Here is an 18532-nt window from a genome sequence, read left to right on the forward strand (position 1 = left end):
AGCCGCGCCGTCCTGCGCCGCCGTGCCGGTCATCCGCTCGCTCATGCGGAGGAGTCTTACACCCGCTCGCCGCCGGCCGTCCCGGTGGTGCCCGTCGTGCCGGAGGGCCGGGCGGTCCGGCCGGGGGTGCGCTTGGCGGGCATCCGCACCACCGCGGCCGGGTCGTGCAGCGGCTCGGCCAGCCGGACCGGGCCGTCGTCGGCGCTGATCAGGGCGAGCACTTCTTCGATCGGCATCGGCTTGGCGAACAGGTGGCCCTGCCCGGCGGTGCAGCCCAGGTCCCACAGCATGCGCCGCTGGCTGTCGCGCTCCACGCCCTCGGCGACCACCAGCAGGTCGAGGTGGCGGCCGAGTTCCAGGTGAGAGCGGACCACGGCGGCGGCGCTGGGGGTGTTCTCCATCTGCGTCACGAACGAGCGGTCGATCTTCAGTTCCTTCGCGGGCACCCGGGACAGCACCGACAGCGAGGAGTATCCGGTGCCGAAGTCGTCCAGCGCGATCATGCAGCCCAGCTCGACCAGCTCGGCCAGCACCTTGTCCACGATGTCCAGCTGGCTGACGTTGTGCGACTCGGTCAGCTCCAGCACCAGCGCGTCGCCGGGCAGGCCGTGGTCGTCCAGCCGCCGGGTGACCAGCGCGGGCAGCCGGCGGTCGAGCAGGCTGCGGGGTGAGATGTTCACCGCGACCGGCCACCGGAAGCCCAGCGCACGCCAGCGCGCCGCGCCCGCAAGGGCCTGGTCGAGCACGGCGTCGGTGAACGCGGTGAGCAGCCCGGACCGCTCGATGGAGCCGAGGAAGCTGCGCGGGTCGACCATGCCCTTGTCCGGGTGCTGCCAGCGGGCCAGCGCCTCGGCGCTGATCGGCTCGCCGCTGGCCAGGTCGACGATGGGCTGGAACTGGAGGATGAACTCCTTCTCGGCCACCGCCCGCGGCAGCATGCCGCCGACGACGAGCCGGGCCCGGTCGGCCGTGTCGTTGTCCGGGGCGTACGCGGTGACCGAGCGCCCGGTGCGCTTGGCCTGGTACATCGCGATGTCGGCGCGGCGCAGCAGCTCCACGAAGCCGCCCTCGCTGGGCCCGGTGGCCACCCCGGCGCTGGCCGACACGACCAGCGGCATGCCGTCGACGTCGACCGGTTCGTGCAGCGTGGAGAGCAGGTGCTCGGCCTGGTAGAGGGCGAGCGCGGGGGCGGGCAGGTTCCGCAGCAGCACCGCGAACTCGTCGCCGCCGAGCCGGGTGACCAGCGCCTCGGGACCCGCGGCCGCGGACAGCCGCTGCGCCACGGCGATCAGCACCTGGTCGCCCGCGGCGTGGCCTAGGGCGTCGTTGACGTCCTTGAAGTGGTTGAGGTCGAGCACCAGCAGCGCGGTCACCCCGCGCCCGCCGCGCCGCCGGTCGAGGGCGTCCTCGGTCTCCAGCTGCAGCCGCCGCCGGTTGGGCAGCCCGGTGAGCAGGTCGTGCGTGGCGTCGTGCTGGTGCTGCCCGGCCAGGTGCTCGAGCTGGGCGTACGAGGTGGCGTTGCGGATCGCGGTGCACAGCGCGCCGGCGAACGCCCGCAGCGTGAACTGCTCCCGCTCGGACAGCGCGACCGGCGACTGGAAGCACAGCCGCAGCTCGCCGACGCGCTCGCCGTCGTTGTCCCCGACGAGCGGCACGATCGCGGTGTTGTGCTCGTCGACCACGGCGTGGTCGGGGGCGTCGTGATAGGTGATCTGGCTCTGGGTGCCGCGGACGAGTTGCTGTGCGCCCTCGAGCGAGACCTCCACCTCGACCCGGTCCGCGGAGAACAGCCGCGCGCCGTTGTGGACGGCGGTGTGCAGCACGGTCTCCATCTGAACCACGTTCATGGCGTCGGTGGCCTCGGCGAGCTGCTGCCAGGCCAGCCGCTCGGCGCGGGCGCGCAGCTTGCCGCGGTAGGTCAGGTGCAGGCTGAGCACGATCGCCGGAATGGCGATCAGCAACTGCGGCTCCTCGGCCAGCACCGCCAGTGCCAGGACGGCGACCGCGAAGCGGACGACCGCGGCGATGACGCGCAGGTCGAAGTGGACGAGGAAACGGTCCCGGGCGCTGGTCTGGGTGGCCAGCGCGATCACTGGGGTGACCAGGAGCTCGTCGGCGAGGAAGGCCGTGCCGAAGGCGATGGCCAGCAGGCCGAGGTCGGCCAGCGGATCGGTGCCGGACCCGTCGCCGAAACTCAGGATCAGCACGGCGAGACCGCAGGTGATGGTCTGCTTGGCCACGGCGAACACGAACTTCATCGGCGCCATGCGGTTGACGGCCTTGGCGGCGATGGTGCCGGCCGCGGCGCACAGCACGGCCCAGGGCGCGGGCAACAGCACCGCCGCCACCAGCACAGCGGCGTCGGCCCAGTGGACCGCCTGATGGGTGGACCGGATGCGGATGAACACCTGGGTCAGCGAGGCGATGGCGACCAGGACCGTCAGCGCGAGGGTCCGCAGGACCAGATCGACGGTGACGGGGGCGATGGCCGCGGCGACGACGGTGGACGCGAGCACGAGCCCGGCGGTACACGCAACTAGACCGACGAGCAGTCGAAGCTGCCGGTCGGTCTGCTGCGGGGTCGTGCTCTGGCCGGTCACATCGGACCTCTTCCGTCTGCAGACAGATGGTCGTGAGTGCCGACAGCCTAAGCGATTTTCATGCCCAGTCGGTCGTGCGCATGTGTGCCTCCTTCAGAAACTGCCCCGCGCTTGCCAAGTTCTGATGCAGAGCGTAGTTTCTGCACGGCCTATTTCTAGTAGAGGGTTCACATTTCAAATAACTAAGGCGATTTATCACGATTAGTGGTGAGTCGTTTACGCGCTGTGTTCACTTCCAGTGTTCGCCCGTGAAGCAACTAGGCTCATGTCGTGACAGAAGGAACAGCTCCCTCCTCACCTCAACTGACTCATGTGGATGCCCGCGGGGAGGCCCGCATGGTCGACGTCGCGGGCAAAGAGATCACGCTGCGTGTCGCCGTCGCGGCAGGGCGCGTGGTCACCACGCGTGACGTGCTCGACCTGCTGCGCGGGCAGGGCATGCCGAAGGGCGACGCACTCGGCGTGGCTCGGCTCGCCGGCATCATGGCCGCCAAGCGCACTCCCGATCTCATTCCGCTCTGCCATCCCATTGCCATCCACGGCGTCACCGTGGATCTCACCGTCACTGACGACGGTGTCGACATCCAGGCGACCGTCCGCACCGCTGACCGTACCGGTGTCGAGATGGAGGCTCTGACCAGCGTCGCCGCGGCCGGACTGGCGCTCATCGACATGATCAAAGCGGTGGATCCCGCGGCGTCGATCGACGGCGTACGGGTGCTGCGCAAGGAGGGCGGCAAGACCGGCCTCTGGGAGCGCGGAACCATGCCCGCGGTTTCCCCGGCGGCCCCCGCGGTAAACACCGGTGCGCCCAAGGTCAGGGTCATCGTCGCCTCGACCCGGGCGGCGACCGGGGTGTACGAGGACCGGGGCGGCCCGCTGCTCGCGGACGGCCTGCGCGCGTTCGGCTGCGAGGTGGACGAGGTCGTGGTGGTGCCCGACGGCGAGCCGGTGCGCCAGGCGCTGCGGGCCGCCCTGGCCGAGCGGCCCGACGCGATCGTCACCACCGGCGGCACCGGCATCAGCCCGACCGACCGCACCCCGGACATCACCCGCGAACTCGTCGACTACGAGGTGCCCGGCATCGCCGACGCGGTACGCGGCAGCGGTGCGACCCCGCTCGCGGCCCTGTCGCGCGGCGTCACCGGGGTGGCCGGGCGGACCCTCGTGGTCAACCTGCCCGGCTCGACCGGCGGGGTGCGCGACGGCCTCGCCGTGCTGGCGCAGGTGCTGCCGCACGCCGTGGAACAGCTGCGCGGCGCGGACCATCCGGCGTCGGCCGGCTCCGCTGTGCAGGGCTAGGGTCAAGAAGATGAGCAAGCATGTCCGGCTCGGTCCGGGTCATCCGACGAACGAACGAGTAGGGCCAGGTCAAGTGGACGATGAGCAAAGCGGGGAGGGAGCATGACCGCTCCTGAGGACTGGGTCTCGGCCCGCCGCGCGGTGCACGCCGCGGGCTGGCGGGCACAGCTCGCACCGGTCACCGTGCCATTGGCCGAGGCCGACGGGCTTACCCTGGCCACCGCGCTGGCGCCGCGCAGCGATCTGCCCGCCTTCCCCACGTCGAGCGTCGACGGCTGGGCGCTGCGCGGCCGCGGCCCGTGGCGCATCACCGGCCGGGTGCTGGCCGGCAGCGTGCCCGCGCCGCTGTCCGGCGACGGCGTCGCCGTCGAGATCGCCACCGGGGCCATGGTGCCCGAGGGCACGGAGGCGATCCTGCGGGTCGAGCACTCCACCCGCAGCGGCGACCTGGTCGACGGCACGCCGAAGAGCGAGCAGGAATGGCGGGTGCCGGGCGAGGAGGCCCGCGCCGGTGAGCCGCTGCTGCCCGCCGGCACGCCGGTCACCCCGGCGGTGATCGGCCTGGCCGCGTCCTGCGGCCATGACACGCTGCCGGTGCGCCCCGCGCCCCGGGCGGCGATGCTGGTCTTCGGCGACGAGCTGCTGACCGCCGGGCCGCCCGCCGACGGCCGCATCCGCGACGCGCTGGGCCCGTCCATCCCGGCCTACCTGCGGCGGCTGGGCGTGGCCTGCGAGCCCGCCACCGCACCGATCAAGGACACCCTGGACGCGCACGTCGCCGGGGTGCGGGCGGCGCTGGAGAGCGGCGTCGATCTGATCTGCACCACCGGCGGCACCATGCACGGCCCCGTCGACCACCTGCATCCGGCCCTGGCCGAGCTGGGCGCGTCGTACGTCGTCAACACGGTGGCGGTGCGCCCCGGCTTCCCGATGCTGATCGCCGCGGTGCCGCACGGCGGGCGGACCCGTTTCGTCGCCGGGCTGCCCGGCAACCCCCAGTCGGCCGTGGTGGCGCTGGTGTCGCTGGTCGTCCCGCTGCTGGCGGGCCTGGCCGGCCGGCCCGAGCCGGCATCGCCGCGGGTCACCCTCGGCGAGCCGGTGCCCGGCCGCGGCGACTACACCCATCTCGCGCTGGTCCGGATCGATCCCGTCGACGGGCTCGCCCGGCCGGTGTCCCACGTGGGCTCGGCGATGCTGCGCGGCCTGGCCGGCGCCCGCGGGTTCGCCGTCATCCCGCCCGGCGCCACCGGCCGTGCCGGCGACGCCGTAGAACTGGTGGAGGTCCCGTGAACCGGGTCGTGCTGGCCGAGCTCACCACCGCGCCGCTGGACGTGGCCGCGCACGAGGCCGCGGTGGCGGACGCGCGGGCCGGGGCGGTGGTCAGCTTCGCGGGCGTGGTCCGCGACCACGATCACGGCCGGTCGGTGGACACGCTCACCTACGAGTCGCATCCCAGCGCGGCCGAGGTGCTGCGCGAGGTGGCCCAGGAACTGGCCGACGACCCCGACGTCTACGCGGTGGCGGTGTCCCACCGGTACGGCCCGCTGAAGATCGGTGACGTCGCGCTCGCCGCCGCCGTCTCCACCGCGCACCGCGCGGCGGCGTTCACCGCATGCGCGCGGCTGGTCGACCTCGTCAAGCAGCGCCTGCCCATCTGGAAGCACCAGACCTTCACCGACGGCACCGACGAGTGGGTCAACTGCCCCTGACACCAGCGAAAACAGGGAAACCGCCGCTTCCGTGATCCCGGAAGCAGCGGTTTCCCTGTTCGGCGTCAGCGCTCGGTCGGTGCGCCCGCGGTGGCGGGTTCCTCGCGCCGGGTGGGCAGGGGTGCCGGGCGGGCGGCGGGCACGCGCTGGGGCGTGGTGCCGCCGAACGCCGGCTCGGCGCCGGGCCGCGACGGCAGGGCCGCGACGAGCACGATCAGCGCGATGGCCAGCGAGTTCTCGGCCAGCATGCCGAACAGCCCGTCGGCGTAGTGCGACACCGCGGGAGCCTGGTGCTCGTACGGCCAGATCGGCGAGATCAGGAACAGCAGGTAGAGCGCGATCGCCGCACCCGCGTGCCGCGCACCGACCAGCGCCGGGAACCAGATCGGCTCCCGCAGGCCCGGGGTGGACCGCCCGCGTGCCGCGAGCCCGCGACCGGCCGCCCGGCGGCGCAGCGCCTGGTCGGCGAGCGCGATGACGGCCGGCACGACCCAGACCAGGTGGTGGGTCCAGGAGATCGGGCTGACCACGTTCGCGGTCAGGCCGACCAGGGTGAACGCGATGAGCTCGTCGCCCTCGGCGTGGGCCGCGGCGGCACGGGTCAGCCCGACCGCGAGCAGCACCAGCGCGAACGCGATCCAGAGCGGGCTGGGTGCGGTCGCGGTGTCGTACAGCCGCGACAGCAGCCCGGCCAGGGACTGGTTGGGCGTCATGTCCGCGACGCCGACCCGCTCCGTCTGGAAGATCACGCTTCCCCAGTACAGGGCGGACTCGTGCGGGACGATGACCCAGGCGGCGGCGGTGGCGGCCAGGCCGGACACCGTGGCCCTGAGCGCGGCCCGCCACTGCTTGCTGACCAGGAAGTACACGATGAACAGCGCGGGCGTCAGCTTGATCGCCATGGCGATGCCGACCCCGATGCCGGCCCAGCGCCAGCCGCGGCGCAGCGCCACCAGGTCCGCCATGATCAGCGCGAACAGCAGCAGGTTCACCTGTCCGAAGCCGAGCGTCTCGCGCACCGGCTCGATCGCGGCGAACAGCGGCAGCGCGACCGCGACGGTCATCCAGCGCGGCCAGCCGCACCGGTCGGCGACCGGGATCAGCAGTGCGGCGAGCACCATGCCCAGCGCGACCAGGCCGAAGACCATGTTGAACAGTCCCGCGGCGGAGGGTGTCAGCGCCGCCATGGGCAGCATCAGCAGTGCCGCGAACGGCGGGTATGTGAACCCGAGCGTCGTGTCGGGCGCGATGAACTCGTACAGCTCGCCGCCGCCGCTCCACCACTCCACCGCGCCGTGATAGATCTTCATGTCGAAGAAGTCGTACCACCGTCCGAAGTTCTGCTCCGTCACCCAGGCGGCGTAGCAGATGGCGGCGACGATGCCGACCCGGACGAGCGTGCGACGATCCCACTGCGGGGATCTCCAGTCACGGATGAATCGGGGGCTCCTGGTGAGGCGGGGCAGACTGCGCACGCCGCGTGCCGGCATGGCGTCGCCACCTCCTTCAAAGGGTCGGGTCTCGGCATCGTCGCGTAGCGATGATCCGCGGCCGGGCCGTTCGTGTCTGCTGAGCAGCCTAGAACGGCGCACCACTCCAGTACCTCCCGTGTTACCCGACCGTGTCCGATCCCACACGACTTTGCGACATTTCTAGCTGGTTAACGCTGCCTGCGAAGTTCAGGTGATTGGCGTCACATCATCACCTCTGGCTGCGAAAACGCACTCTCTGTATGGCGCAACGGCACAGACGGGAACGAAGAAACGCCGATGTCCGGGCACCTCACTGGTCGGCTACCCGCATCACCCGAGATGTAACTGCGTCGACGCCTTCTGTTGCGCCTTGCGCAGCGACTTGTGGGCGGACTTCTGCGCGTCGTGCACTGCCTTGCGGCCCCGCCAGCCGAGGCTGGGCGACCCGGCGGTGTCGACGGCTGCCAGTAGCAGGCCGGCCAGCAGGCCGAGATTCTTGGCGAAGTGCACCATCTCGTTGTTGCGCACCTCGGGGTTCTCGATGCGCCAGAACGGGTGGCCGACCAGCGTGGCCGGGATGAGGGTGCCGGCCAGCAGGGCCGCGGCGGGCCGGGGCGCGGTGCCGGTGGCCAGCATCGCGCCGGCTACGACCTGGACCCCGGCGTTGACCCGGACCAGCGTCTTGGTCTCCGTGGGCAGGCGCGAGTCGACCGCCTCCAGCAGCGGCACGACCTGCTCCGCGAGGGGCTCCGCCTTGACGGCGTACCGGTCGGGCTTCAGCAGCGCCTGCGCCCCGGCCGCGATGAACAGTCCGCCGAGCAGGGCGCGTGCGACCCCTCGTACTGGTCTCATACCGCCATTATCAAGGACGTTCGCCCATGCAAAGGACGAAATCCAAACCCTCCAACTCGCTGTCGAAGAAGTAGTGGTAGCGGTAGTCCTTCACTGCGGCGCACTCATCCGTGTCGCTGGTCGCGTCGAACCGCGCCAGCACCTCCAGCGCGCCGGGCGAGCATTCGGTCAGCACCAGCTCCGGGTCCTTCTCCGTGCCCTGGTTGGCCACGCAGTCACCGGGCTGGGCGAACCGCGCGGTGCGCGGCGGCCCGGAGGGGGTCGCGGTGGCGACGGGGATCGGCGGAGCGTCGGCGCCGAACGGGTTCGGCACGATCTTCAGCGCGACGAGCACGCCGACGAAGATCACTAGGGAGGCCACCAGCAGCGCGATGCCGATGATGGCTGGGCCTCGGCCGCCCATGCGCGGCCGGGGTGGTGGCTGCACGATAGGCAGCAGCTCGGTCGGCTGTGCCAGGGGCTCGGACGGGTATCGGTCAGGGGTGTGCAAAGCGGTGCTCCGCGGGGACGAGATCGGGATGCGTGCCAAGGTACCGTGCGCGCCATGGCCCTCGATTCCTCCGTCACGATGTTGTCATTAGCCGTGGGGGCACTGTTCGGCGCACTCACTCCACGGGTGGCGTACCGGCTGTCGGTGGCGTGGGGCGAACCGGCGCTGGTCGCCTGCGCCGAGTGCGGCACGCCGTTCGCCGCCGGCCCCGCCGGCTGGTGGCGGTTCGCGGCCCGGTGCGCCTCCTGCGGGGTGCGCCAGGGGCCGAGCCTGTGGTGGACCGTGCCGGTGGGGGCGCTCGCGGCCGGGCTGACCGCGGCCAGCCTCGCCGGGCAGGGCTGGGTGCTGGCCGCCGGCCTCCTGCTGAGCATGGTCGGCGTGCTGCTGGCCGCGATCGACCTCGCCGTGCAGCGGCTGCCCGACCCCATCGTGTGGCGGCTGGCCGTGGCCGTCGTGGGCCTGCTGGCGCTCGCGGCCGCGACCGGCGGCAACTGGGCGGCGTACGGTCGCGCCCTCGGCGGCGGGGCCGCCCTGCTGGCCGGGTTCGGCCTGATGGCGCTGCTGACCGGCGGCCAGATCGGACTCGGCGACGCCAAGGTCGCCGGGGTGCTGGGCCTGCTGCTCGGCTGGTACGGCTGGGGCCCGGTGCTGCTCGGCGGCCTGCTGGCCCTGCTGCTGAACGGGGCCGTCGCCGTGGTGCTGCTGGTGCTGCGCCGGATCAGCTGGCGCGGGTCGCTCCCGATGGGACCTTCGCTGCTCGGCGCTGCCCTGTTGGCCGTCGTGACGATCGGACTGCTGCTGCCCCCGGCAGCCTGAACAGGCATCCGTTTCATCCGGATGAACGAACCGCGGCCCGCGGTGTCGGCAACCCGACTGTGCCGCCCGGCCGATGGCGATGGTGAGCCGGCGCGACCTCGACCGTGCCGGAGAGCGTATCCCTTTCGCTCCTTTTCGAAGCCCTATCGCATCGCCCGATCATGCGATCCGTGTCACGTGGGGTACGTCGCCGCCCGGCGGATGCCGGCACCACGATCACGTTGAGTGTCCAACTGAACGCCAAACGCCGCCGTCTTGATCGCGTCATGACCATGACGTGACAACGGAGTGACGGCGCGTAGCTCAGTGGGCAGGCTCCCAGTCGTCGGCCACACGGCCGGCATCCGTCGTGGACCGGCCCGCCTGGATGCGGATCGGCCGTAGCTGGGGGTGCACTCGCACATGCGCAAGATCATCACCAAGACCCAGGCCGCCTGGGCCAACCGGGACCGTGGCGCCACCGCCGTCGAGTACGCCCTGATCGTGTCCCTGATCGCGGTGGTCATCATCGTCGCCGTTCGGGCGCTCGGCGTCGACATCGACGCGGCTTTCGACGCCGTCACGGCCGCGATCTGAATCCCTGCAGCAGGGCCGACCACGTCGTCGGCCCTGCTGTCACCTCCCGCGAAGAGTAACGAGGCAGCGATGACAAGGCGCGATCGCGGCGCAGCCGCGGTGGAGATGGCACTGGTACTGCCGATCCTCCTGCTGCTCGTCTTCGGCATCATCGACTTCGGGCGGATGCTGAGCACCCAAATCAAGATCACCGAAGCGGCCCGGGAGGGCGCGCGGGCCGCGACGATCCTGAACACCAGCACCGCCGCACGGGCCCGAGTCGCCACCGTGCTCGGCGCCACCCCGGTGTCCGTGAGCGTCTCCGGCGGCAGCGCCCCCTGCGCCAATGCGGCCCCCGGCACCGACGCCACGGTGCGCGTCGACCACAACTTCAATTTCGTCACGCCGATATCCGCGATAGCAGCCCTCGTCGGCCGTGGTCCTAGCCCCGGCACGGTGCAGCTGAGCGCGACGGGAGTCATGCCATGCCGTTCCTGAAGTTGCGCGCCGGGGCCGACCGGGACAGGGGCGCCGCGGCGACGATCGTCACCATCCTGCTGGCCGGGGGTGTGCTGCTGGGCATGACCGCCCTGGTCGTCGACGTGGGAAGGCTCTACGTCGAACGTGAGGACCTCCAGTCGGGGGCCGATGCCGCCGCCATGGCGGTCGCGCTCGACTGCGCGAAGCGGAACGACCCGGACCGTGATCGCGAATGCCGTGCCGCGGCCGGCACCGCACCCGGCTATGCCAACAACAATGCCGGTGACGGCTCCAGCGGAGTCCGCCATGTCTGCGGCACCGACGCGCGTCTGCCCAGCTGTACCGGTGCGGGGCAGGGCAATCTCACGGACTGCCTGGGGCAGCCTCCCGCGAATGCCACGTGGGTGGAGGTCCGGACGAACACGCGACTGCCGAGCGGCAGCTTCATCCTGCCTCCCAGCTTCGCCCAGACGCTGGCCGGCGGGTACTCCGGCAGCACGGTGGAAGCGTGTGCCCGGGTCGGCTGGGGATCACCGAGCGGCGGCCTCGCACTGACCTTCTGCCTGAGCGAGTGGACGGACGGGACCGCGGGTGGGTACGCACCGGCTCCGCCGGCCGTCCCAGCCGCCTCGTTCGAGGTCGTGCTGAAGACCAAGGACCCCGGAAACGCGGGCGGAAACAACGGCGGCGGTGGCAACAACGGCGGTGGCAACGGCAACGGCAACGGTGGTGGCAACAACGGCGGTGGCAACGGCAACGGCGGTGGTGGTGGTCCGGTTGATCCCTGCCAGGCGCGCCCGTCCGGTGGCGATCTGCCCGGCGGCTTCGGCTGGACCGACACTCCGGACCGGAGTCTCTGCCAGACCGTCGTGACGGCGGCCGGTTCCTACACGGTCGAACCCGGCGCGAACGTGTCCCATGCGTGCGAGCAGGCGCTGCGCGACGCACGGGCAAGTGGCCAGCCGGTCTCGATCCCGATCTACAACCAGAACACCGGCACCGGCAACACCGGCTCGTACCGCATCGAAGGCTTCGCCGCCTTCGTGGTCACGGGTTGGGGCAACCTGCCCAACGGCCTCCACAGTGCAAATTCCACCCTGACCGGCCGTGCCGCCAGCACCCTCTGTGACAGCGGCGAAGACTGCATCTTCGGCTACTTCACCAACGCTCTCGTGCCGTGGGACGGCGGGTTCGGATCCACGCCGAACTTCGGGGCGACCGTCATCAAGACCATCGGCTGATACTCGAAGGACCTCTCTATGACCCGGCGCATTCTCGGTGTGGTGCTCGCTATCGTCCTGGCTGTCATCGGGACGGGCGCGGTGCTCCTGTATGTCAGCAAGACCCGCAGCTCGGTGGCGGACGGCCAGACGGCGGTGACCGTCCTGGTGGCCAAGCAGCGCATCTCCGCGGGCACCAGCGGCGCGTCCATCAAAACCCGTGAGCTGCTCGAGGAGGTCGTGATGCCGGCCGGCGCGCTGCCTGCCGACAGCCTGACCGCCCTGCCCGCCGAGCTCGACGAGCTGGTGCTGACCCACGACGTCCAGCCACGTCAGTTGCTGCTCAAAGGCATGTTCGGCGCGCCGACCACGCTCTCCGGCGGCATCGCGGTGCCGGAGAAGATGATGGCCGTCAGCCTGAAGATGGCGGTTGAGGAAGAGGTCGGCGGGTTTGTCCGGCCGGGTTCGCAGATCGCCGTCTTCAGCACGTACACGCTGGTGGACGATCCCTACAAGAAGGTCGTCGGGGAGAACAACAAGGGCACCAAGCTGCTGCTGCCCCGCGTCGAGGTGCTGGCCGTCGGTGCGTACGGCGACGACGGTGTCACGTCCGCGCAGCGCAACGACGCCCCGGCCGAGGCCGGCAAGGTGACCCTGCTGGTGACCGTCGCGGTCACTCAGGAGCAGGCCGAGAAGCTGATCCACTCGGTACGGATCGCGGAGCTCTACCTGGCCCTGCTGACCGACTCGTCGGAGACCCGCACGCTGCCCGGCACCGCCGTGGACAACCGCACCATCCTGCGCTGAGAGCCCTCAATGACGATCATCTACGAACGCGAGCACGGCCTCGCCCAGCATCTGACCTTCCTGCTGGGCGAGGCGGTGGCCGTCCCGACCGCTGCGGAGCTGCTGGAGAAGGTCAACTCCGACCGCGCCGAGCAGCTGGTCCTGTTCGGGCCGAGCGCGCCGCTGGAGGAGGCGTTCGCCTTCGCGGACCAGTGCCGGCTGCGGCGTCCCGAACTCGGGGTCCTGCTGCTGCGGTCCTCCCTCGACGTCACCGTGCTGGCCGATGCTCTGAAGGCGGGTGTGCGTGAAGTGGTCGATCCTTCAGATCATGCGGCGGTGCTGGCCGCGACAGCGCGGTCCCGGGATCTGTCCCGGCAGCTGCTCAGTCGACCCACCGGCCGCGCCGCAGTGCCGAGCCAGAAGGCCCCTGCCGCCCCTGCCGCCCCGGCGGGCCCGGCGACCCCGGCGGCCCCGCTCGCCCCGCCTCCGACGGCGGGGCCGGGCGAGCCGGCTGAGAGTCAGGTCATCACCGTCTTTGCGGCCAAAGGCGGGTGCGGCAAGAGCACCGTCGCCACCAACCTGGCGATCACCCTGGCGCAGGGCACCAAAGCGTCAGGGCCCCGCCGGGTATGCCTGATCGACCTCGATCTCGCCTTCGGCGACGTGGCGATCATGATGCAGTTGACGCCCCAGCGGACCATCGCCGACGCGATCCCGGTGGCCGACCGGATCGACGAGACCGGGTTGCGCACCCTGCTCACCCGCTACCAACACGGTGGTGCGGAGGTGGACGTGCTGCTGGCCCCGGTGCAGCCGGCGATCGCCGAGGAGGTGACCCGCGACCTCATCACGGAGATCATCCATCTGGCCCGGGACATCTACGACTTCGTGGTCATCGACACGGCCAGCGCGTTCACCGAGCAGATGCTGGCCGCGCTCGACGCCACACACCACTACGTGCTGGTCGCCACGCCGGAGCTGCCCTCGCTGAAGAACCTGCGGGTCACCCTCGACATGTTCGACCTGCTCGACTACCGCCGTGAGGCCCGCACCGTCGTGCTGAACCGGGCCGACTCCAAGGTGGGCCTCTCCATGGCCGAGGTGGAGAAGGTGATCCGGGTGCCGATTGCCGGGTTCATCCCCAGCAGCCGCGACGTGCCCCTGTCCGCCAACCGCGGCGTGCCGCTGGCCGCGGCTGCGCCGCAGCACGCGGTCAGTGCGGCTATCCGCGACCTGGCTGTCAAGCGATTCCTCGGCACCGCCGCACCCGCCAAGCGCGGGATGTTCGCACGGAAGAAGGGCTGACCCGATGTCCCTGCAGGATCGTCTCGGACAGCGCACCACCACGGCCGGCAGCAGCGGCGGCGTGCTCAGCGAGCGGATCGGCAGCGCCAACGAGGCCTCCGGTGCCTCGGCCTCGCATGCCGCGCCGGTGTCGGCCATGCCGGTCAGCGGCATCCAGTTCGGCCGCCGCAACACGCGGCGGGCGTACGACCCGCTGGCAGGCGTGCGCAAGCGCGCCCACCAGGCGCTGCTGGACCTGCTCGGGCCGCAGCTCTACGACACCGTCGCCGACGACGCCGAGCTGGAGCGGCGGGTCCGCGACGCGCTGCCCGAGGTGCTGTCGAAGGAGGAGGCGAACCTCACCGCCGGCGACCGCTCGACGGCATACCGGCAGATCCTCGACGAGATTCTGGGGCATGGGCCGATCGAGCCGCTGCTGCGCGACCCGGAGGTCACCGAGATCATGGTGAACGCCTGGGACCGCATCTACGTGGAGCGGTTCGGTCACATCCACGCGGTGGACGCGGCGTTCATGGACGAGGCGCACCTGCGGCGGGTGATCGACAAAATCGTGTCCCGGGTCGGCCGCCGCGTCGACGAGTCCTCGCCCATGGTCGACGCGCGCCTGCCCGACGGCAGCCGGGTCAACGCCGTGGTGCCGCCGATCGCGCTGGACGGCGCCGCGCTGACGGTACGCAAGTTCGCCGCCGACCCGTACACGGTCGACGACCTGGTCAGATTCGGCACCATGAGCGCCCGCGTCGCCGACGTGTTGCGCGCCTGCGTGCAGGGCCGGCTCGACATCCTGATCTCGGGCGGCACCGGCACCGGCAAGACCACCCTGCTCAACGTGATCTCCTCGTTCCTGCCGGCCGACGAGCGCATCATCACCATCGAGGACTCCGCCGAGCTGCGCCTGGCCCAGGAGCACGTGCTGCGGATGGAGTACCGCCCGCCGAACATCGAGGGCCGCGGCGAGGTCACCATCCGCGACCTGGTCCGCAACGCGCTCCGGATGCGGCCCGACCGCATCGTCGTCGGCGAGGTCCGCGACGGTGCCGCGCTGGACATGTTGCAGGCGATGAACACCGGCCACGACGGCTCGCTCACCACTGTGCACGCGAACACGCCCCGCGATTCGCTGGCCCGTCTCGAGACGATGGTGCTGATGGCGGGCATGGACCTGCCGGTCCGGGCGATCCGCGAGCAGATCGCCAGCGCCGTCGACGTGGTCGTGCAACTTGCCCGGCTCCGCGACGGCACCCGCCGCATCACGCACATCACCGAGGTCACCGGCATGGAGGGCGACGTCATCACCATGCAGGACCTGTTCGCCTTCGACTACCGGGCCGGCCAGGACCAGTACGGCCGCCATCAGGGTGCGCTGACCAGCACCGGGCTGCGTCCGAGGTTCGTGGACCAGCTCGCCGACCAGGGCATCGTCATCGCGCCGGAACTCTTCGGGAGGGGCCTGTGAAGCGCCGATTCGGCTTCGGGGCGCTGTCCGCCGCGGTCTTCGCCACGATGGTCGGGCTGGCCGCCACGCCCGCCGCGGCGGCGGATCCCGCGCTGAGCATCTCCGGCTTGCGCCAGGAGGCGGGGCTGCTGGAGTTCTATCTGTCGGCACAGGACCTGCCGGCCGGCACCGCGTTCGACAAAGTCGCGGTCAAGGCCGGCGACCGCACTTTCGAGGCCACGTCGAAGCAGGTCGCGTCGGCGGAGACCGCCGCGGCGCGGCGCGGTGTGGTGCTGGTGCTGGACACGTCGGGTTCCATGACCGGCGGTCCCATCGACGCCGCCCGGTCCGCCGCGCGGCGCTACCTGGAGTTGATCCCGGCCGACGTCGAGATCGGCCTGGTGACCGCAGGCGCACCGGCGACCGTGGCGCTGGCGCCGACGAAGGATCGCGCCGCCGCGAACCGGGCGGTCGACGCGCTGGCGGCCAAGGGCGAGACGGCCCTCTACGACGGCGTACGGCTGGCGGCCGGGCTGATGAACAAGGGTGAGTGGGGACAGCGGCGCATCGTCGCGCTCTCCGACGGCGCCGACACCGCCTCGAAGGACACGCTGGCGACAGCCCGGCAGTCGGCGGGGGCGGTCGCGGTCGACACGATCGCGTTCTCAACCCCGGACACGACTGCGGGCATCCTCGCCGGGCTGTCCACCGCCACCGGCGGCAGGGCGTTCACCGCGGCCGACGCCACCGCACTCAGCGCGGCCTTCGCCGAGGCGTCCGGCTCGTTCTCGATGCAGCTGCTGGTGCAGGTGACCGTGCCGGCGGAGCTGTCGGGGCAGCAGGTGCGGCTGACGGTGGCGGCCGGCGGGGCGAGCACCGAGGTGCCGGTCGCCTTCGCCGTCGACACCCGCGCGGTCGGGCCGCTGATCGGTGTGCCTGGCGGCGCGCCGGGCAACACCTGGCTGCTGGTGATCGGCGCGGTGGTCTTCGTCGGCCTGCTGGGCACGGCCCTGCTCGTGGTGGGGCCGATGCTCTCCGCGTCCGACCGCCGACGCCGCCTGTCACAGGTGGACCAGTTCGTCGCGCCTCGCCGCTCCGCCGCCCCGGTCGACGGCTCCAGCCAGGTCACCGCTGCCGCGCTGGCGCTGTCAGAGCAGGTGGTGAAGTCGGCGAACGTGGAGGGCCGGCTCGCGACGCAGCTCGACCGGGCGGGCATGCGGCTGCGGCCGCACGAATGGCTGCTGCTGCGCGCGCTCGCCTGTGTGGTGGCCGCGGTGCTGATCGGCGTGATGCTGGCACCGCTGGCGGGTGTCGTACTCGGCCCGCTGGTGGGCTGGCTGTTCACCTCGCTCTACCACCGCAACCGCGCCACGAAGCGGGTCGAGGCTTTCCGCGAGCTGATGCCGGAGGCGCTCCAGCTGATCGTCGGCTCACTGCGGTCCGGCTTCTCGCTGACGCAGGCCATCGACGCGATGGCCCGCGAGCTGCCCGAGCCGATCGCGTCGGAATTCGGCCGCGCGCTGGGCGAGGCGCGCCTCGGCGTCGACATCGAGGACGCCCTGGATCGGGTTGCCGTGCGCATGCGCAGTAAGGACCTGGCCTGGGCGGTGGTCGCGATCCGGGTGCAGCGCGACATCGGCGGCAACCTGGCCGAGGTGTTGAGCACGACGGTCGAAACGATGCGGGAGCGCGAGGCGCTGTACCGCGAGGTGCGTTCGCTGTCGGCCGAGGGGCGGCTCAGCGCCTGGGTGCTGCTCGCGCTGCCGATCGGCGCCGGTGCGTTCATGTTCCTCAGCCGGGGGGAGTACGTCCGGCCCCTCTACACCGACACCCGCGGCATCGTGATGCTGGCAACGGGTGTCCTCCTGCTGCTGACCGGCGGCTTCTGGCTGTCCCGCTTGATCAAGATCGAGGTGTGACCGTGGGCGTGCAGCTGATCCTCAACGTCGGCATCGGAGCCATCTTCGCCGCCATAACGCTCGCGGTGATCACGCTGATGTCGGCCAGTATCGGCCGGGCCGGGGTCGCCAAGGCGCTGGAGACGATCGACACCGTCTACGCGCCGGGCAGCGCCGCGGCAGCCGAAGAGAAGCTCGGTGACCGGCTTCGGCCGGCGGCGCAGCAGATGTCGGCCCTGGGTCGGCTGCTGACACCCAGGGGCGCCGGCGCTCGGCTGCAGCACTGGCTCGACTACGCCGGAAACCCCGTGGCCTGGCCGCCGGAGCGGATCGTCGAGATGCAGGGCCTCGGCCTGCTCGTCCTCGCCGCACTGGGCGCGGCGGCCGCGCTGGCGCTGGACTTCGGCCCGGGGGCCGTCGTGATGTGGGTGGTCGGCGGGGCCGCCCTGGGCTTCTGGGCGCCGTTCCTGGTCGTCTACGACCTGGGGGTACGCCGCCAGCAGGAGATCCGGCGCCGGCTTCCGGACGGGCTGGACCTGCTGACGCTGTCGGTCGAGGCCGGACTCGGCTTCGACGCCGCGCTGGCGCAGGTGGCCGTCACCATGCCCGGTGCCCTGTCCCGGGAGTTCGCCCGGGTGCTGCAGGAGATGCAGATGGGCCAGCGCCGGTCCGAGGCGTTGCGGGCGCTCGCGGCGCGGACCACGGTCCGCGAGCTCAAGACCGTCACCCTGGCCCTCGTCCAGGCCGGTGAGCTCGGCATCCCGATCGCGAGCGTGTTGCGGGAGCAGGCGCGGCAGATGCGGGTCAAGCGCCGCCAGCTCGCCGAGGAGACAGCACGCAAGCTGCCGGTAAAGGTGCTCTTCCCGCTGATCTTCTGCTTGTTCCCTGCCCTGTTCATCGTCATCCTCGGGCCCGGCATCATCGGCATCATGGACGCCTTCTGACCCGGCCCGGTCCGGGCTAGATGAGGTACAACCGGGCCGCGGCCTGCAGGGCCTGGGTCCGGTTGTGCACGCCCAGCTTGTCGTAGAGGCGTGCCACGTAGGTGCGCACCGTGGACTCGGTCAGCCGCATGCGCACCGCGATCGCGGCCAGGCTGCCACCGGTGTTCAGCTGCTGCAGGATCTGCTCCTCGCGCGGGCTGAGCGCGGTCGACCGGGTCCGGCGGCGGGCCATCGCCTCGGCGAGGTTGGGCGCGGTGAACGAGGCCGGGGCCACCGCCGCGTGCCGCACCGCCGACATCAGCAGCTCGACCGGCGCGGAGCGCGGCAGGTATGCCGACAGCCCGGCCTGCAGCGCCTGCAGCAGCAGCCCGTCCTCGGCGGGGCCGGTGAGGACCACCCCAAGCTGCGGCCGCGCGGCGCGCAGTTCGGCGGCCAGCTGCAGCCCGCCCTCGCCGGGGACGGCCGCGTCGATGGTGACCACGTGCGGTTCGAGGTCACCGATCAGGTCGCGGGTCTCCTCACCCGTGACGGCCTGACCGACCAGGTCGATGTCTGTGTAGGTGGCGCAGGCGGCGCTGTACCCCAACCGCACCAGCGTGACGGGGTCAACCGTGATCAGCTTCACTGACAAGGGGTGCTCCTGCTGACGCTGCGGACGCTTCCGTCCT

The 18532-nt window shown here is 71.5% G+C and carries 17 protein-coding genes; 12 read left to right on the top strand and 5 right to left on the bottom strand.

The annotated features are described in order from the left end of the window. Positions 1-56 precede the first annotated feature (56 nt). On the bottom strand, positions 57-2600 hold the full coding sequence (locus F9C41_RS21840) for a putative bifunctional diguanylate cyclase/phosphodiesterase (protein WP_155388686.1): 2544 nt from the start codon (positions 2598-2600) through the stop codon (positions 57-59). A gap of 303 nt (positions 2601-2903) precedes the next feature. Between F9C41_RS21840 and moaCB the strand changes: the two genes are divergently transcribed. The 3 genes from moaCB to F9C41_RS21855 all read left to right on the top strand — a co-directional run bounded on the left by moaCB (position 2904) and on the right by F9C41_RS21855 (position 5611). Next, complete coding sequence (gene moaCB / locus F9C41_RS21845; protein ID WP_269058955.1) at positions 2904-3902, top strand: bifunctional molybdenum cofactor biosynthesis protein MoaC/MoaB; 999 nt, start codon at positions 2904-2906, stop codon at positions 3900-3902. A 102-nt stretch (positions 3903-4004) separates the two neighbouring features. Further along, complete coding sequence (locus tag F9C41_RS21850; protein WP_155388688.1) at positions 4005-5192, top strand: molybdopterin molybdotransferase MoeA; 1188 nt, start codon at positions 4005-4007, stop codon at positions 5190-5192. Then, positions 5189-5611, top strand: a complete 423-nt coding sequence (locus F9C41_RS21855) for a molybdenum cofactor biosynthesis protein MoaE (RefSeq protein ID WP_155388689.1) — start codon at positions 5189-5191, stop codon at positions 5609-5611. The genes F9C41_RS21850 and F9C41_RS21855 overlap by 4 nt, the downstream gene beginning before the upstream one ends. Before the next feature lie 65 nt (positions 5612-5676). Here F9C41_RS21855 and F9C41_RS21860 read toward each other — a convergent pair whose 3' ends face one another. From F9C41_RS21860 to F9C41_RS21870, 3 genes are all read right to left on the bottom strand, one after another. Next, positions 5677-7101 (bottom strand): glycosyltransferase 87 family protein, encoded by a 1425-nt coding sequence (locus F9C41_RS21860; protein WP_155388690.1) that lies wholly within the window; start codon positions 7099-7101, stop codon positions 5677-5679. A gap of 312 nt (positions 7102-7413) precedes the next feature. Next, positions 7414-7935 (bottom strand): DoxX family membrane protein, encoded by a 522-nt coding sequence (locus F9C41_RS21865; protein WP_155388691.1) that lies wholly within the window; start codon positions 7933-7935, stop codon positions 7414-7416. A gap of 10 nt (positions 7936-7945) precedes the next feature. Next, entirely contained in the window at positions 7946-8425 is a 480-nt protein-coding gene (locus F9C41_RS21870) for an LppU/SCO3897 family protein (RefSeq protein ID WP_155388692.1), read from the bottom strand. A gap of 54 nt (positions 8426-8479) precedes the next feature. On the opposite strand from F9C41_RS21870, the gene F9C41_RS21875 reads away from it, so the two are divergent. From F9C41_RS21875 to F9C41_RS21915, 9 genes are all read left to right on the top strand, one after another. Further along, complete coding sequence (locus tag F9C41_RS21875; protein WP_155388693.1) at positions 8480-9241, top strand: prepilin peptidase; 762 nt, start codon at positions 8480-8482, stop codon at positions 9239-9241. Positions 9242-9643: 402 nt separating this feature from the next. Continuing rightward, entirely contained in the window at positions 9644-9817 is a 174-nt protein-coding gene (locus F9C41_RS21880; protein WP_155388694.1) for a Flp family type IVb pilin, read from the top strand. Between the two features lie 69 nt (positions 9818-9886). Next, complete coding sequence (locus F9C41_RS21885; RefSeq protein ID WP_155388695.1) at positions 9887-10294, top strand: TadE/TadG family type IV pilus assembly protein; 408 nt, start codon at positions 9887-9889, stop codon at positions 10292-10294. 2 nt (positions 10295-10296) lie between these two features. Then, positions 10297-11517, top strand: a complete 1221-nt coding sequence (locus F9C41_RS40775) for a pilus assembly protein TadG-related protein (RefSeq protein ID WP_230689854.1) — start codon at positions 10297-10299, stop codon at positions 11515-11517. 18 nt (positions 11518-11535) lie between these two features. Further along, on the top strand, positions 11536-12303 hold the full coding sequence (gene cpaB, locus F9C41_RS21895; protein WP_155388696.1) for a Flp pilus assembly protein CpaB: 768 nt from the start codon (positions 11536-11538) through the stop codon (positions 12301-12303). Positions 12304-12312: 9 nt separating this feature from the next. After that, positions 12313-13587: an AAA family ATPase gene (locus F9C41_RS21900; RefSeq protein WP_155388697.1), complete on the top strand. Its 1275-nt coding sequence runs from the start codon at positions 12313-12315 to the stop codon at positions 13585-13587. Between the two features lie 4 nt (positions 13588-13591). Then, a complete protein-coding gene (locus tag F9C41_RS21905; protein ID WP_155388698.1) occupies positions 13592-15043 on the top strand; it encodes a CpaF family protein in 1452 nt (483 codons plus the stop codon). Beyond that, complete coding sequence (locus F9C41_RS21910; protein WP_155388699.1) at positions 15040-16941, top strand: VWA domain-containing protein; 1902 nt, start codon at positions 15040-15042, stop codon at positions 16939-16941. The genes F9C41_RS21905 and F9C41_RS21910 overlap by 4 nt, the downstream gene beginning before the upstream one ends. 2 nt (positions 16942-16943) lie before the next feature. After that, on the top strand, positions 16944-17864 hold the full coding sequence (locus F9C41_RS21915; RefSeq protein WP_155388700.1) for a type II secretion system F family protein: 921 nt from the start codon (positions 16944-16946) through the stop codon (positions 17862-17864). A gap of 16 nt (positions 17865-17880) precedes the next feature. On the opposite strand, the gene F9C41_RS21920 is transcribed toward F9C41_RS21915, so the two are convergent. Beyond that, on the bottom strand, positions 17881-18489 hold the full coding sequence (locus F9C41_RS21920) for a response regulator transcription factor (RefSeq protein WP_230689887.1): 609 nt from the start codon (positions 18487-18489) through the stop codon (positions 17881-17883). Positions 18490-18532: the final 43 nt, after the last annotated feature.

This window comes from Catellatospora paridis (genome assembly GCF_009720365.1).
GTDB lineage: Bacteria > Actinomycetota > Actinomycetes > Mycobacteriales > Micromonosporaceae > Catellatospora > Catellatospora paridis.

What these genes read in the sequence shown, in the direction of transcription:
- F9C41_RS21905 (WP_155388698.1), top strand. Translation starts at nt 13,592, where the DNA reads ATGTCCCTGCAGGATCGTCTCGGACAGCGCACCACCACGGCCGGCAGC.
- cpaB (WP_155388696.1), top strand. Translation starts at nt 11,536, where the DNA reads ATGACCCGGCGCATTCTCGGTGTGGTGCTCGCTATCGTCCTGGCTGTC.
- F9C41_RS21860 (WP_155388690.1), bottom strand. Translation starts at nt 7,101, where the DNA reads ATGCCGGCACGCGGCGTGCGCAGTCTGCCCCGCCTCACCAGGAGCCCC.
- F9C41_RS21900 (WP_155388697.1), top strand. Translation starts at nt 12,313, where the DNA reads ATGACGATCATCTACGAACGCGAGCACGGCCTCGCCCAGCATCTGACC.
- F9C41_RS21880 (WP_155388694.1), top strand. Translation starts at nt 9,644, where the DNA reads ATGCGCAAGATCATCACCAAGACCCAGGCCGCCTGGGCCAACCGGGAC.
- F9C41_RS21875 (WP_155388693.1), top strand. Translation starts at nt 8,480, where the DNA reads ATGGCCCTCGATTCCTCCGTCACGATGTTGTCATTAGCCGTGGGGGCA.
- F9C41_RS21885 (WP_155388695.1), top strand. Translation starts at nt 9,887, where the DNA reads ATGACAAGGCGCGATCGCGGCGCAGCCGCGGTGGAGATGGCACTGGTA.
- F9C41_RS21865 (WP_155388691.1), bottom strand. Translation starts at nt 7,935, where the DNA reads ATGAGACCAGTACGAGGGGTCGCACGCGCCCTGCTCGGCGGACTGTTC.
- F9C41_RS21850 (WP_155388688.1), top strand. Translation starts at nt 4,005, where the DNA reads ATGACCGCTCCTGAGGACTGGGTCTCGGCCCGCCGCGCGGTGCACGCC.